Genomic DNA, 14909 nt, shown 5'->3' with positions numbered 1-14909 from the left:
CCGCACCCGACAAGGGATACCTGCCGGCTGCCGTCACCACCGTCTCGCAGATCTACGACCAGTCCGCCCACCCCGAGGCACTACCCCGGCTGATACACCTGACCACCACAGGCACCATGGGCGGCGGCATGCACCCCATGGGCCTGGAGCACCCGCCGGACCTCGGGGCCGCTCCGGGACGCGGTCTCACCCCGCCCACAGCTCTGGGGTCGGCGGCAGGCGACTCGCTCACCTACTCCACCCAGGCCTGGTGCGCCGGCACCGACCTGCTGGACCTGCAGAAACTCTTCGGGGTCTACCAGTACGTCCAGACGCCGACCATGGGCAAGACCCTGGCAGCGCTGCAGAAGTGCCGCGGCTGAGCCTCCCCCGTCATCACCACTCGATGGCGCGGATCGGGCATCGGCCACCCTGTCGATCAACGGCTCCCTCACACCAGCGCGTCCACCGTCCTCTCCTTGGCCGTCACCCCAACCATCGCGCCAGCTCCTGAGATCGCAACCGCACCGACGAGCACACCAGCAGCCAGCGCCATGACACCGGTCGGCACGCTCAACTCCAAACCCTTGTTCACCGCCGCCACCAACGCCGTGGGAAGAATCCCGACAGCGATCGTCAGCGGAACAACAGTGAAGGTGAGCACCCCGAGCTGACTGGCGAGCACCCACCGACCGGTGGCAGGAGGAAGCCCGATGGCGAGGAACTGCGCAGAATGCTGGCGCAGGTCGGCCCCCAGGGCGCGGGTGGAGACGAAGGTCGCGAGCAGGGCGATGACCGACAGTGCCCCGACTGCGAGCCACCACTCCCACGGGATCGGCGGCGGCTCGGGGTCGACGTGATAGTTCACGACGCGTGGATCACCCCCGGCCGAGAACACCGCGCTCTTGGTGAGGGTGATCTGGCGATCCGTGACACCGGTGTAGACGTAGGCATCCTTCCCAAGATCCAACTTCATCGCTGCCGCGGTGGAGGCCAGCATTGCTGCGGCATACTTCTGGGCCCATGCCGGCCGGAACTCCATGTGAGCCGTCGGAAGTGTTGTTGGCCGTCCCTTGTCGGGCACAAGGGTGAGATTCGAGGTCGCGCCGCTGATATCCAGGACGCCTCCCGCCTTGAGCGTCTTGGCGGCCGCCCCATCTATCGGAGCGTCGTTCAACCGTGCCAGATCGTCGATACTGGAGACCACCATGACCCCGAAGCAGTTGCTCGCCGATCCGTCCACCATGCCGTGGATGCTCTCCACCGTCACCGGCCCGCGCACCCCCGACTTCTTCTCGACAGCTCGCACCATGGCGGCGGAAGGGGCCTCACCGCTCGGATCCTGAAGGACGAGCTGCCCCGACGGCACCAGAGCCTGAGCGGCGTTCGACACCTGCACCGAACTCACCAGTACCGTCAGCGAGCACGGCAGGGCCAGGCATCCGCACAGCAACATGGCGACTGTTGTCACTCTGGCGGCCTGTGCGCGGGCCAGACGGTGTGCGATGGTTCCGTTCACGCTGGGTGGAAGGGGCATCCGCAGCACCAGCTGCACGGCATCGGGGAGGATCAGCAGGGCAGCGAGTGTCATCACGATGCCCAGGACGAGCGCATCCTCGATCGAGTGCACCACTGCAAGCCGGTAGAGGCACCACGCCACCGCGCCAACGGCCACCGCGCGCCGCCAACTCCTCGTCCACCTCCTGGCACGCCTCGCGGCCCGGTGCCCTCGTCGCGGCATGGACATGACGGCCGCGGACATGAGCGCGGACGCGAGCGCGGCCACACACAGGCGCAGCAACACTCCTCCCAATGGTGGGAACGGCGACATGGGTTGAGTCAGAAGATGCGGTATCACCCACAGGCGCGCCAACCATCCGAGCATGACGCCGCCCAGAAAGCCGAGCACGACCGCCGACACCACAAGCATCGCGATCGCAGAAAGAACACCGAGAAGAATGGGCAGCCTGGCTACACCAAGCTTTGTGATCGCACCGGACTCCGCCCGGAACACCGGCATGAGCATGCCCACCATGACGATCCCGGCCAAAGCCATCAGCCCCAGGGACGGATATGTGAACAGGCCGGGAGTTCTCTGCGTAAGGGAACGCTGTGAAGCGGACAGATAGAATGATCTGCTGTTCGAGCCATTCATCAAAGAATCAGCAGGGATGCCAGATATCCTCGACAATACAGGCTCTTCATACCTGCGGTGGGTCGAGGGTGAGTCCGCCGCCGATGAGGAGCATGCGTAGTCGGTAGTTCTCTCGGTTGCGGAAGCCTCTGGCGATGCGACGATGGAGCTCGATGAGCCCGTTCACGGCCTCGGTGCCGCCGTTGCTGGCGCGGCCGGTGTCGAAGTAGGCCAGGAACGCGTCCTTCCACTGTCTGAGGGTGCGGCCGAGTCGGGCGATCTCGGGGATGGGGCAGGAGGGGAAGCCGTCGACGACTTGCTCGGCAAGCTGGCGGCCCTTGGCTGGGTCGGGGTGGGCGTAGGCGGCTCGAACCCGTTGGGCGCACTGCCAGGCGACGTGGACGGCGTCGTGGCGTTCATCGGCGGCGATCGCCGTGGTGAGGCGGGCGTGTTGCTTGTCTGTGAGCCGTTCGGCCGCGCAACGCAGGATGTTGCGGATCCCGTAGAGCGGGTCGCCGGAACGACCCCGGTGGCCGTGGATCTCCTGCTGCACGCGGCGGCGGACCTCATCGACGGCCCGGCCGGCCAGGGCGACCACATGAAACGCATCAAGGACGGCGGTGGCGTCGGCGAGCTTGTCGTCGATGGCGTTCTTGTAGCCGCGGAACGGGTCCAGGGTGGCGACTTCCACCCGTTGCTTGAACGTCTTGCCGCGCTGGTCGAGCCACGTCTTGTACACGGTGCCCGAACGTCCCGGCACCAGGTCGAGCAGCCGGGCGTGGACGCGTCCGTCCTTGTCACGAGTGAGGTCGACCATGCCGGTGAGCTCCTTGGGGCCACGCTGGCGGGGGCTCACGTGGTGCCACAGGTGCTCATCCACCCCAAGCGTGGTCACGCCGGCGAACCGGGACTCATCGGCGGCGGCACGCTGCAGGATCGGCTCGATGCTGGTCCACACGGTCCGCCACGTGGTGGCCAACTGCCGAGCCAGCCCGGCGATGCTGGCGTGCTCGCGTCGAACCTGCTCGGTCGCCCAGCGGCACGCCCGGGTGGTCAGCATCGCCCTCGGGTTGGCGATCTGTTCGTCCTGCTCGGTGAACACCCCTACGGGACAGGACGGCTCGGGACACGTCCACGTGCGTTTGCGCCAACGCACGCGTGTCGGGGCGCCGAAGCAGGGGATGTCGACCAAGGTGACCGTCCGTCGGCCATGGCTGCGGGCCATCACCCCGCAGGTCGGGCAGCCCATCACCGCTGGTGGGGACTCGACCTTGACCACCAGCCCGGCAGGTCGTCGGTCCACTCCGATGACGTGCACGCCGGGCAAGCCGACCAGACGGTCACAGTTGTCGCAGTAGGCGTCGTCATGGTGGCAGCGCGCAGCACACGTCGTAGGCTCAGACACAGTCGGGGTCCTCGGTGGATAAGAAGCTTGGTAACTCCTGATCCTGAGGGCCCCGACCCCTACTTCAGCAGACCAGCCTCACTCGGCGTGTCGGCCCCCCACCCACCGCAGGTATGAAGAGCCACAATACAGATGCGCCGTCGGGAATCGGCAGCGTATCCCACGACACCATGACACTGGACGAACTCTGAGGGAATGACCCCCTTATTGACGACGGCAAAGACTGCCACAGATTGGGGCCGCCATAGACCCCCAGAAGATCGGTTTCATACGGATCCACGAAGATGCCGACAACATCGAGTTGCCTCGCCCCGGAGAACACCGATATTCGGGTCGGGTGACCAAGTTTTTTGTCCAGAGCCTTTGAGAATGCAACCTCTGAGCTGGTTCTTGGGACGCGGCCTGATCGCACAATCATGCGACCGCCCGACATGCCGCGGGCCACCTCGCTGTATTCGACAATGGTCTGCAACCCCGTGGCCAGGCCGGTCGTCCGCGCACCATCAACAGTCAGATCTGACGATTGCACCTGCGTGCCCACGTTGTGCGCACCCGCTTTTTCAAGATCGTGTAGGGCACGAGACTCGACGGTTGAGGCCATCCCTGGAGCCGTGCCGGGAACACCGATCTGATAGTCAGATTGGCCATCACCTTGTCTGCTGTCTGAGCCCCACTCAGCGCGAACGCGTTGAGGATGATGTAGAGCATCACCAGACATGCCGTCGACGCACCGATAAGAACAGATGTGACTCTGCGCCTCTTGTTTCTGGTCCACAGGATCGCCAACCGAAGGGGAACCCTCATTCCAGGATCCTGCCATCGCGGACGTTCACGATCCTGTCGGCGTACTCGGAGCACAGCGGGTCATGAGTGGCGACGAGGACGCACACGTCGTGGTCGTGAGCAAGACCGGCCAGCCGTTCGAACAGCGCGCGGGACGCTCCGCTGTCCAACGCCCCTGTGGGCTCATCGGCGAGCAGGACGGACTGCTCACCGGCCAGGGCGCGGGCTATGCCGACGCGCTGGCGCTGCCCTCCGGACATGTCAGCCGGAAGACGGTCGCCGAGCTCACCGATCCCGAGTTCGTCAAGAGCGCCATCCGCGCGGCGGGCCGCCTCGCGGAGGCTCATCTCCCTCGCCAGCAGTGGAATCGTGATGTTCTCCCGAGCAGTGAATTCGACGATGAGATTGTCGTCCTGGAACACGATGGCGATATGCTCCAAGCGGATTCGAGCGCGCTCTTTCTCCGAGAGCCCGTTGAGGGCAATGCCGTGCACCATGACGGATCCGGAGTCAGGAACGTCCAGCCCTGCGATGATATTGAGCAGCGTGGTCTTTCCCGATCCGCTGGCCCCAAGTAGGGCAATCATCTCGCCAGCATCGGCTCGAAGATCCGCCCCGTCGACCGCACGAACAGTTCCCGATTTCGTGGCGTACTGGCGAACGACGGATCTCACTTCGACGCGTTCATCCACCACACCTCTCCCATCAGCCGATGGAACGCCACAATGATCGGAACGCAGCGCGAATAGTCAGCATGATCTGTCTGCCGTCTCAACGATGAAAGTCTTGATTCTCATAACAGATCCTTCTGGTCGGTCGGTACAGCTGACATCCGCGAACGTGACTGTCACGCTAGCCTCACAGAAACCCCTTGTACAGAGAACAGAGAAAAGTCTGCCCGATCGGGCACAAAATTGCCCGATCGGGCAATTGTCGACAAATCGGCCGCATCACGCACGAGAGCGGGTGCGCAGCAGGACGAACGCTCCCGGATCCGTCGCGACCATGCCGGGCGGATCAGGCCGGCACCCTGCGCGGCGTGGCGCCCCCGCTCTACGATCACTGCCATGGACGTCTGGAAGGGTCGGCTTCGCCGGTTCCTCAATCGCGGCCTCACCGAGACCGGGCTCGCCGTCCTCCTGCTCGCCATGACCGCTATTGCATTCGAGGCCCGTCTCGACTCGACCACTGTCCTCGTCGTCGAGTGCACCGCCTGTGTGGGCGCCGCGATCACCGCCTGGTTCCCCCGGGCCGGTGCCACCGTCGTGTGCGCATCCCTGGCCGTGATGGCGACGCTGCCTCCCGACAGCCTCACCCTCGGCCTCTACGCCCCCTTGGTCGTCGTGCTGTCCTGCGCCTGGCACGACGGGTTCCGGGCCGCCGCGGTGACCACGGCCTGGGGATACGCCGTCTCGGTGTTCGTGTCGCTGCGTCGCACCGCCACCCTCGCCCAGGACGCCCAGGCCCTCCTCCTGTGGGCCGGTTTCTACGCCTTTCCCTGGCTGCTCGGCCTGGCGTTTCGCCGAGTGCAGCTCACGGAGCTGAGCCGTTCCCAGGCGCGGCTGCTGGCGCGCGAGGCCGAGATCGCCTCGCAGACCGACGAGCGGCGTCGCCTCCTGGCGGGCGACCTGCACGACAAGGTGAACCACAACCTGACCCTCATCACCATGGCCGCCGAGGCCACGCGGGTGGATCCCCACGGCGACCCCTGGGCCGCCCTGGCCAGGATCGCGGACACGAGCCGGCAGACCCGCCGCAACGTCGACACCCTCATGAGAATGCTGCAGGCCGGGCGGCCGTCTCCGCCGACCTCCCTGACCCAGGAACTGCGGGAGGGTTCGGTCAGGCTCGCCGACGCCGGCTTCGGGTTCCAAGCCGATCCCGGCCTCGATACGAACACGCTGGAACCCGACGTCTCCGACGCTCTGGGCGGCATCGTCCGCGAAGCCATCAACAACGTCATCCGCCACGGGGATCGCCGCGAACCCTGCCGGGCGAGCATCCGGAACACCGCCGGCACCCTCGCCCTGACGTTCACCAATGCCACGACCGAGCCCTACAGCGGGGACCACTTCGGGATCGCCGGAATGCGCGAACGCGCCGAGATCATCGGGGGCACACTGCAGGCCGGCCCGGTGGACGGGCACTGGACGCTCGAGGTGTCAGTTCCCCTCGCTGTCCGGCACGGGAACAGGCCCTGAGAAGGCCGCCAGCCCGGCGCGGGTCCTCACGTGGGCGCGCCGGCACAGTTTCGAGATCGCCTGCTTCACCCAGGACGCCGACATGCCCAGTTCCGCGGCGATCTGCGCATTGGTCGCACCGGCACGGACCAATCTGAGCACCTCCTGCTCCCTGGGCCCGCCCGTCCAACCGTCACCCGGCGATTCCTCCCGCGCCTCCCCCAGGCGCTCGAACGCCTCACCGAGAAGCGAGACGCCATCGGCGACGAGCAGGATCGCCCTCATCAGGTTCTCAGGGGCGACGTCCTTGACCAGTGCGCCCCGCACCGTGCTGCGCAGCGCCCCGCGCACCGGCACCTCCTCGGGATAGGAGGTGAGGTAGATCGCCTTGCAGCTGCTTCCCGACGCCGCCAGCTCCGCGGCCACCTCCGGGCCGGTCATGCCCGGCATGCGCACGTCCAGAAGCAGCACCTCGATCCCGTCACGGGCCACCCCCTCGATCGCGTCGGGGCCCGAATCGTAGGAACCGCAGACCGCCAGATCCTCACTGGCGGACAGGTAGGTCACCAGCAGCCGGCGCGCCTCCGCGCTGTCGTCACACAGCCCCACCCGCACCGCCCGAATCGTCATGGCCGAATCATAGGGGCCTCACGGACGTCGTCGCCCTCGAGTGCCGCCCTCATGGCCGGGCCGACGATAGAATCTCAGTCGTGTACATGGAGGCAGCGCGCCCTCATGGAAAGACCTGGAGATCACCGATGAAGACCCGCCTCCACCGAATCACAGCTACCACCATTGTCGCCGTCCTGATGGCCGGCGTCCTGCCTGTCTCGCTGAGTGCATCCCGGCCCGACGGTTTCTGCACGGTCTTCCCGTGGTGGCCCACCTGCCAGAGGACCGTGCGCTGATCACTTTCACCCCGGCGGCCTGGATGCTCGCTGCGTGAACCCGTTCGAGGCTTCGGTCCGCCCCCCATCTACGATCATTGCCATGACGACTCGCACCACACGTGTGCGCCGACTCCTCGGCAATGGCTCGCTGGAGGTGGGGCTCGCCGCGCTGCTCTTCCTCATGTGGCTGGTCGGCATGCGCGCAGGTGATCCGGTTCTCGCGCTGCCCGTCTCCTTCGTCACCTGCCTGGGGCTGGCCGTCGCCGCGTGGCACCCGCGCACCGGCGTCCTGCTGACCTGCCTCGGCCTGGCGGGGCAGCTATTCCTGCTTCCTGACGCCGCCATCAGCTTCCCGCTCTACGCGCCGCTGATCGTCGTGCTCTCATGCGTCTCGCGCAGCCAGTTCTGGGAGGCGGCGCTGACGTCGGCCTGGGGATACGCGGTGTCGGTATGGATGTCGCTGCGCAACACCACAACCACCGGCCAGGCGGCCCAGGCCGTCCTGCTGTGGCTCGGCGTCTACGCCCTGCCCTGGCTCATCGGCTGGGCCCGCCGCAGCGCCGTGCTGTCGGAGCGCCACGAGCTGGAGGGCCGGGCCGAGGCCCTGCGCCGCGAGATCGCCGCCGAGCTGCACGACAACGTCACCCACGATCTGTCGGCCATCGTCACCCAGGCCACCGCCGCACAGATGGCCCTGACCCGAGGCGACCCGGCCGCCGACCCCGCCCGGGCCCTGGCCGACATCGCCACCAGGGGCAGCCGCACCGCCACCTACCTGCACAACCTCATGGCCCTCATGAGGGTAGGCGAACCGTCGTCGGCCGCCGCATCCTTCTCCCGCGAGCTCCAGAGCGGCAACGAACGCCTGGCCACCGCCGGTTTCGGCCTGGAGATCTACACCGATGGTGACGTCGACGCCATCGCCCCGGCCATCTCCGACGCCCTGGGACGCATCACCCGCGAAGCCCTCAACAACATCGAGCACCACGGCGACCCCTGCGAGCCCGCCGAGGCGAGCGTCAGCGCCTCCGACCGGCGCATCGCGGTGGCCTTCCGCAACGCCACGACCGCCCCCTACCGTGAGGACGGGCTGGGGGTGGTCGGCATGCGGGAACGCGCCGAGGCCATCGGCGGCACCCTGGAGACCCGCCTGTCGGACGGCTACTGGTCGGTCGAGGTGTCAGTGCCCGTCGTCGGCCGCATCACCTGAGAACCACGCCAGCTCGGTGCGGCTGGCCACCCCGGCACGACGGCACATCGTCGCGATGATCTGCTTGACCCGCGACACCGAGATGGAGCATGCCGCCGCAATCTCGGGGTTGCTGGCCCCCTGGCGCACCATGGCGAGCACCTCCAGGTCGCGGGAATCCTTGGCCACCCGCGCCACCAGGTCCGGGCCGGAAGCCGTGCGCTGCCCGATGAACTCGGGGCCGAGCAGCGAGATGCCGGAGGCCACCAGGCGGATCGCCGAGACCAGATTCTCGGGGCTCAGATCCTTGCTGAGCGCCCCGAGCACCGTGCTGCGCAGCGCCCCGCGCACCGGCACCTCCTCAGGGTAGGAGGTGATGTAGAGCACCTTGCATCCGCTGCCCGACGACGCCAGCTCGGTCGCGACAGCCGGCCCGGTCATCTTCGGCATCCGCACGTCGAGCAGCAGCACGTCGACGCCGTCGCGCCCGACCCCAGCGATCGCGGCGGGCCCGCAGGCGTACATCCCGCGCACCGTCAGATCGGCGCCGGTGGCCACATAGGCCGCGAGCTGGCTGCGCACCTCGGTGCTGTCGTCGCAGATCCCGACCCCGATCATCTCCGTGCCCACAGCCCGAGCATAGACCTCACACGTGTACTCCGCGGGCGGGAGCCGACTACCCCTACCCGATCGGGTACACCTGCTACCCGATCGGGTAGTCCTTCCCCGAAACGCTTGCGCGGGTACCTGACCGTTCAGCATCATCGGATCCAAGCTCATGCCTGCACACCCACTCGCAGAAGAGGGGCACGACGTGAAAGAGATCATAAATCCCCATTCCTGGTTCAAGCGGTTCCTCATGAACTTCTCTCTGGCCTACTCCGCATGTCTCGTGGTGATGCTCATCACATGGATCATTGGCCGATGGGACACATTCATGGCGCTGGCGGGATCACTGGCATTCAGTGTGCTCTTCGGTGTCGTCAGGGGTTCGATATCCGTGCCTGGAACGAGGTTCATGTCCTCCCCAGTCCGTGACAATTGACAGCCTTGTGGGGCCCGGGGTTGCACGAGTGCGCAGTGAGATGCAAACGGTGTCTATGACATGACTCATCTACTTCTTGACCCCCAGGCTTAGCCCACCTCACGCTCCACACCGATATCGGCATCACCAAGAGTGGTCAGTTTTACCCAATCCCTCCACCCACACCGCACACGGGATACAAACATAGGCCCGAGAGTCCTCGACCTCCGCTCTGGCGCCGCGAGGCTCGAGCGCGCATAGGGAGTGTTCTCATAGCCGATGAGAAGGAGTGTCATTGGATGAATATTTCGAACGCGTCGCGCGTCCCGTCAAAGGTGTCGCACTTCTTCCAGCCAACGGTCTCTAGAATCCATGTGGCCTCTGTTCTGGCAAGGAGCACGATTCCGATCATAAAATACTAGACAACTTTCCAAAGGCCTTGAATTCCATATCGTACTGGCCACCGATTGAAGGGTAAGTTCATGACTTTCTCTCGAAAAAGAATCCTTCTAGCACTAGCCCTCGTCTTCCTGCTCCTGACATTCTCAACCGGGATGACTACAAGAGCAGAAGCCGCTCCTATTGAGGGGCGTCCTAATACATCCTCGTCCAGTAGATCGACCAACACAAGTGATGAGATATACACTCTCCCTGATCAAGCGGGGATGTCCGTGTCGTTTAAATATGGGGTCGTCGGTGAGGATGTGAGAATCCTGTCACCTAGCGGCAACGACCTACATCTTAAAGTCGTTGTTCCCTCCAACGGTTCTGGGATATATCTTGCCCAGAGAAATATCGGCGATACCCTCATAGACGACGACGGGAGGAAGAATGCCTATTCCGTCACCCCACAGCGGGAGAACAATGGAGTAACTATCCCATCAAACTACATATATGACCCAAACAGAGGCAGTCTTCATGACTACTGCACTCTGTCGCCTGACTATCTGGGAAATGCTGACTTCCGCGGCGCCTGTGCGCGACACGACATGTGTTACGAAGCTCTAAAGCGCGGCCAGAAGCATCATGCATGTAACGTAGCCTTCAAGAATAACCTATATAGGGTCTGCAACGGTCTAGCGTACGGTGTTACGGCCTGCAAAGCGGCGGCGAACGTGTATTATTCGGCTGTCGAAAGGAAGAACCCTTAAGTAGAGCTATCTTGAACAAATATGAAACTTATCTAAGGAGGCTACATTCATGACGGTAAGACGCCTATTTCTCAACCTTTCCCGCTATCCCACCTTTGAGCTCGCTATAGCACTTCTGGCGGGACTAGTTGGAGTATTGACGGATAAGTCAAACCAACCTCTATTCTCGTTCGTGCTATACGCCTTATGCGGAGTTGTTGGCCTTATCCTGAGACCCGTAGTAAATCGAACATCGTTAAGGCTGTGTTGGATATACCTTACAGCTGGACTTTCGGTGCTATTGCTTGAGTTTCTGTATTTTGCGCGGGAGACCAATGGCATACTGGACATATTCCTAATTCCGCTTGGAATTGGTATTGTAATTCCTGCCGTCGGGTCAATGCTGAACCGCATATTCTCCACAACTTGCGCGAGGTGACGAGTGGCACTGTCAGGGCAGGCGACGAACGGCGACGAGCCCACGAGCCGGTCTGCCACCACGAGCCATGTCCATCGGCCGGCTGCAGCGGAGTCACGCGACACGGGCCGGGTCCACCCCAAGGTCTGCGTGCATCACCGGAGCGTGTACTCGATGCCGAAGCTGCGCAGGTACATCGCCCATCAGTGATCGGCCTTGGGGATGATCGGGGACCGGTCCTAGAGTTCAGAACCACAGGGAGGCCGGGGTTCTGTCACCGTGTAGCCGGTCGACCTCCAGACGGAGGTCAAGCTATGACATGACTCATCTACTTCTCGACCCACAGTTCGGGGCCCGCACATGCGGGCCCGTAGCTCAACACATGGCCAACACCCAGGTCTGGCCCGCCGCCACCCTCCACAGGGAAATCGGGGTCATGCAGGCTGGCCAGGTTCTTCCCGATCTCACCACCCACACCGCACACTGGGACGCCGCCATAGGCATGGGAGGCCTCGGATTCGGCTCCGGCCCCGCAGCAGCTCTCACCTGCTCGGGCAAGGCCGACCGCGCCATCCTCATCGATCCCGCCATCGGGTTGGCCCACGACATCGACCTCACTGTCGCCGAAGGCGCTGTCCAACCCGCCCAACCATCCGAAACACTCGAGGAACTGGCCGCACACCTCGACGACGACCCCTACCCATACGAACTCTGTCAGTTCGCTGCCCAGCTGCTCACCCCCGACGCAAATCTCCGGGACCGTTACGCCAGAATCTGGTGGGAGGCGGAAAGACAGCGCCAGCCCAACGACGAGAGCATCCCCCTCCAACCCGATTCCCACACCTCGGAGCAGCTCAACTGGCTCCATGCCTGGGCGGACCCCCGCCTCGACATCACCATCTGGCTCTCCGCGGACCGGGCGCCCCTGGCCTCCCCACTCCGCGCCGGGGCACCGGGTCGGCCCCCCATTGTCCAACCATGGAACTCCTGGACCTAGGTGTGTGGGTCTGTAATGGGTTGGTGGGCTCGCGGTAGTGGCGGGTCCGGGGTGCGTGGTGGAGTGTGGGGCACGGTGATTGCTTCTGGTGGGTCCGGGTGCCTGTCCTCGGGCTGGCGGGTGGGTGCCTGGGCGGGCTGGTGGGTGCCCCTTCGGGGGCTGTGGGGTCCCGGGGAGGGGCCTTTCAGTCCCCGGCGATCATCGGGTTTCCGGTCTGCCAGTCGGTGTGGACGCGGAGTTTGCGCAGGTTGTGGCAGATCGCGTGGAGAAGCCACTCGCCCTTGGCCCCGGCCAGGCCCCGCAACCGGAGCTGGCCGGCATGCTGGCGGGTCTTCATCTGCCCGAACACGGGCTCGACGATGGCCTTACGCCGGGCATAGCCGGCGTGGCCTGCGGGCTGGCGCAGCCGGTGGGCCATCTGCTCCCGCAGGCTCGCATCAACGGGCAGGGCCTCGCCGGGCCCGGTGAACACCTCTCCCTTGCGTTCCCGCACGGTGGCGATCAGCACGGTGGCTGGCCCACGTCCCCGGCGTCGGTGGTGACCTCGGCGGCCACGATGACCTGGGCGGTCTGGTCGACGACCGCCTGCCCGTTGTAGCAGTAGCCGAACCCGCCGGCGGCGGTCTTCATGATCCGGGCGTCCGGGTCAGTGAAGTTGCGCTGGGCCCTGGGCTCGGGCACCGCCCGCAGCGCGGCCAGCCGGCGCTGCTGGTCCGCCAGCCGGCCGGGGGTCCGCGGTTCGGGTGGGCGGGCGTCCTCGGCGGTATCGGTGGCCTCCGCGTCCGCCAGCATCGCGTCGACCTGGTCCTGGAGCCCGGCGATCGCAGCCTCCATGCGCCCGTAACTCATGGCCTTGTGCCGTGAGGCGTTCGCTGACAGTTTCGTGCCGTCCAGGGCCACCCGGCCCAGGCTGACCAGCCCGGCGCGCGCGCAGATCGCCAGGACCTGGGTGAACAGGCCGGCCATCACCTCCAGGTGCCGGCGGCGGAACCGGGCCAGGGACCGGTAGTCGGGGGTCTGGTTGGCCGTCAGCCACCGGAACGCGATGTCACGGCGGCAGGCCCGCTCGATCCCCCGGGAACTCGTGATGCCGTTGGAGTAGGCGTAGATCAGGACCTTCAGCATCATCGCCGGATCATAAGGCGGTGCGCCCCGCAACTTCTCGTAGGAGGCGTGGATCCCTGACAGGTCCAGCATGCCGTCGACGACCTCGCCGATGAACCGGGCCTCGTCATCGGCGGGCAGCCACTCGTCCAGACTGGGTGGCAGGAGGAACCCGGCACCCGGGTCGTAGTCCCTGAACACCTTGCAGCGCCCCGCCGGGGCCTGACGGGCCTGGCCCGACATCGGGGCACTCATGTCGCCGGTCAGGTCGAACAAGCCCGGTCCGCCATCGTCCATGGCAGTATTTTACCTGACCAGAGCCCCTTGGGAGGCTGAAACGGCGCCCGCCTGCCACCCCATTCCCAACAGCCCGGCGCCCGGACCCACCCGAACGACTCACCGATTACTGACCCACACACCTAGCTCTCCGACCCCCGCGAAACTCGCCCACGAGCTGACCTGCGCCCTGAGCCACTGATGGCGAATCGCACTGATGCCAGCCCCGGCCCTCGGCATCAAGATCCCCGTCTCTACACTTCGGCCCGAACCCCTCAGGACCTTGGTGGCGAACGTGGGGAAGGCGTGCCGGACGCCCCTACCCGATCGGGTACACCTGCTACCCGATCGGGTAGACCTTCGCGGAAACGCTTGCGTGAGCACCTCACCTTCCACCAAGATCGAACCCAAGCTCGAGCACTCAAACCCATTCGGAGAATATCCTCTGACTGATTAGAAAGGCCCGCTCGATGAAGAAGACCCTCCTGCGAAGTGGAACGATCGCACTGGCGACCGCGGCTGCATTTGGCGCATCATTGGCAGCCGCCCCATCTGCCATGGCCGTTCCTGGTGGTTGCACGTACACAAGAAGCAATCGCGACGTCATCGGTACCTGCAAGACTGGAAGCGGCCAGTTCCGAATCCGACTTGACTGCAACAACGCTCCAGACAAAACTTCAGTCTGGGCCAAGCCCAAGGTAATGGTGTCGGTTCACTGTCTTGTTGGTCAACCGAGGTCCATCTCGTTCGAGACCAAGTGAGTCGATAGAACTGATATCCTCAATCCTTGGAATTCACTGCCCTCAGGGCGAAGAAGGGAACCCCATGAGACTCGCGGTCGACGGACTGACGGTGAGATACCGGAAGAGGGTCGCCGTCGACGCGGTGTCCTGGCGGCTTGATGAGGGCTTCCACGCGCTGCTGGGCCCCAACGGCGCGGGGAAGTCCTCACTGCTGCGCGCGATCGCCACCCTCCAGCCGACGGTTTCGGGAACCGTTGAGCTGGACGGACGCAGCGGAACCGAGATCCGAGCCCATCTTGGCTACTGCCCCCAGGAGAACCTCGGCAGGTCCCGATTCACCGTTCGCGAGCACCTGGCCTACATGTGCTGGTTGCACCGTATCCCCGACTCCCGGGTCCCGTCCGAGGTGGACCGGGTCATTGAGCTGGTGGATCTGGCCGAGCGTGCCGACGACCGGATCTCCGCCCTGTCCGGAGGGATGCGCCGGCGGGTCGGCATCGGTTCGGCGCTGGTGGGCCGGCCCTCACTGGTGATCCTCGACGAACCCTCGGCAGGGCTGGACGTCGCCCAACGGGAGGCGCTGTCCTCGGTCCTGCAACGCGTCTCGGCCGAGGCGATCACCATCGTGTCGACCCACATCGTCGAGGACGTCCTGGA

The 14909-nt window shown here is 65.1% G+C and carries 13 protein-coding genes and 1 pseudogene; 6 read left to right on the top strand and 8 right to left on the bottom strand.

The annotated features are described in order from the left end of the window. Positions 1-362 (top strand): annotated as a pseudogene (locus G554_RS17840) (hypothetical protein); the annotation flags it as partial. A 68-nt stretch (positions 363-430) separates the two neighbouring features. Here the strand turns inward: G554_RS17840 and G554_RS16790 are convergent. The 4 genes from G554_RS16790 to G554_RS0108660 all read right to left on the bottom strand — a co-directional run bounded on the left by G554_RS16790 (position 431) and on the right by G554_RS0108660 (position 4993). Continuing rightward, complete coding sequence (locus G554_RS16790; RefSeq protein WP_051232780.1) at positions 431-2134, bottom strand: hypothetical protein; 1704 nt, start codon at positions 2132-2134, stop codon at positions 431-433. A gap of 46 nt (positions 2135-2180) precedes the next feature. Further along, the gene (locus tag G554_RS0108670) at positions 2181-3518 is read right to left on the bottom strand and encodes an ISL3 family transposase (protein ID WP_211220449.1); all 1338 of its coding nucleotides are present in this window, start codon (positions 3516-3518) and stop codon (positions 2181-2183) included. 64 nt (positions 3519-3582) lie between these two features. Then, complete coding sequence (locus G554_RS17675) at positions 3583-4119, bottom strand: hypothetical protein (RefSeq protein ID WP_154654239.1); 537 nt, start codon at positions 4117-4119, stop codon at positions 3583-3585. Between the two features lie 199 nt (positions 4120-4318). Next, on the bottom strand, positions 4319-4993 hold the full coding sequence (locus G554_RS0108660; RefSeq protein WP_245570009.1) for an ABC transporter ATP-binding protein: 675 nt from the start codon (positions 4991-4993) through the stop codon (positions 4319-4321). 375 nt (positions 4994-5368) lie between these two features. Here G554_RS0108660 and G554_RS0108655 point away from each other — a divergent pair, with 375 nt between their 5' ends. Then, positions 5369-6502, top strand: coding sequence for a sensor histidine kinase (locus tag G554_RS0108655; RefSeq protein ID WP_027587594.1), 1134 nt, complete (start codon positions 5369-5371; stop codon positions 6500-6502). Here the strand turns inward: G554_RS0108655 and G554_RS15560 are convergent. Beyond that, the gene (locus G554_RS15560) at positions 6464-7111 is read right to left on the bottom strand and encodes a response regulator (protein WP_051232776.1); all 648 of its coding nucleotides are present in this window, start codon (positions 7109-7111) and stop codon (positions 6464-6466) included. The two genes, G554_RS0108655 and G554_RS15560, sit on opposite strands and share 39 nt — an antisense overlap. 360 nt (positions 7112-7471) lie before the next feature. Between G554_RS15560 and G554_RS0108640 the strand changes: the two genes are divergently transcribed. After that, positions 7472-8581, top strand: coding sequence for a sensor histidine kinase (locus tag G554_RS0108640; protein WP_245570008.1), 1110 nt, complete (start codon positions 7472-7474; stop codon positions 8579-8581). Here the strand turns inward: G554_RS0108640 and G554_RS15555 are convergent. After that, positions 8552-9190, bottom strand: coding sequence for a response regulator transcription factor (locus tag G554_RS15555; protein ID WP_051232772.1), 639 nt, complete (start codon positions 9188-9190; stop codon positions 8552-8554). The genes G554_RS0108640 and G554_RS15555 overlap by 30 nt on opposite strands. 876 nt (positions 9191-10066) lie before the next feature. On the opposite strand from G554_RS15555, the gene G554_RS17280 reads away from it, so the two are divergent. Continuing rightward, entirely contained in the window at positions 10067-10735 is a 669-nt protein-coding gene (locus G554_RS17280; protein WP_084648432.1) for a phospholipase A2, read from the top strand. A gap of 779 nt (positions 10736-11514) precedes the next feature. Beyond that, the gene (locus tag G554_RS0108620) at positions 11515-12129 is read left to right on the top strand and encodes a hypothetical protein (protein WP_027587591.1); all 615 of its coding nucleotides are present in this window, start codon (positions 11515-11517) and stop codon (positions 12127-12129) included. 184 nt (positions 12130-12313) lie between these two features. Here the strand turns inward: G554_RS0108620 and G554_RS18690 are convergent, their stop codons facing one another. Together G554_RS18690 and G554_RS15545 are read right to left on the bottom strand one after the other, a co-directional pair. Next, a complete protein-coding gene (locus tag G554_RS18690; protein WP_036925220.1) occupies positions 12314-12637 on the bottom strand; it encodes a transposase in 324 nt (107 codons plus the stop codon). Next, complete coding sequence (locus tag G554_RS15545) at positions 12631-13530, bottom strand: transposase (RefSeq protein ID WP_051232771.1); 900 nt, start codon at positions 13528-13530, stop codon at positions 12631-12633. Before G554_RS15545 ends, G554_RS18690 begins: the two co-directional genes overlap by 7 nt. Positions 13531-14334: 804 nt before the next feature. Here G554_RS15545 and G554_RS15540 point away from each other — a divergent pair. Next, positions 14335-14909 (top strand): ATP-binding cassette domain-containing protein (locus tag G554_RS15540; protein ID WP_036925218.1); only part of this gene is annotated, 575 nt, incomplete at its 3' end.

It is taken from the genome of Acidipropionibacterium thoenii DSM 20276, assembly GCF_000423445.1.
Lineage (GTDB): Bacteria > Actinomycetota > Actinomycetes > Propionibacteriales > Propionibacteriaceae > Acidipropionibacterium > Acidipropionibacterium thoenii.
This window is presented reverse-complemented; position numbering and strand designations above follow the sequence as displayed.

Coding starts and splice junctions, on each gene's coding strand:
- G554_RS16790 (WP_051232780.1), bottom strand. CDS start 2,134: ATGAATGGCTCGAACAGCAGATCATTCTATCTGTCCGCTTCACAGCGT.
- G554_RS17675 (WP_154654239.1), bottom strand. CDS start 4,119: ATGGCCTCAACCGTCGAGTCTCGTGCCCTACACGATCTTGAAAAAGCG.
- G554_RS0108655 (WP_027587594.1), top strand. CDS start 5,369: ATGGACGTCTGGAAGGGTCGGCTTCGCCGGTTCCTCAATCGCGGCCTC.
- G554_RS15560 (WP_051232776.1), bottom strand. CDS start 7,111: ATGACGATTCGGGCGGTGCGGGTGGGGCTGTGTGACGACAGCGCGGAG.
- G554_RS0108640 (WP_245570008.1), top strand. CDS start 7,472: ATGACGACTCGCACCACACGTGTGCGCCGACTCCTCGGCAATGGCTCG.
- G554_RS17280 (WP_084648432.1), top strand. CDS start 10,067: ATGACTTTCTCTCGAAAAAGAATCCTTCTAGCACTAGCCCTCGTCTTC.
- G554_RS0108620 (WP_027587591.1), top strand. CDS start 11,515: ATGGCCAACACCCAGGTCTGGCCCGCCGCCACCCTCCACAGGGAAATC.
- G554_RS15545 (WP_051232771.1), bottom strand. CDS start 13,530: ATGGACGATGGCGGACCGGGCTTGTTCGACCTGACCGGCGACATGAGT.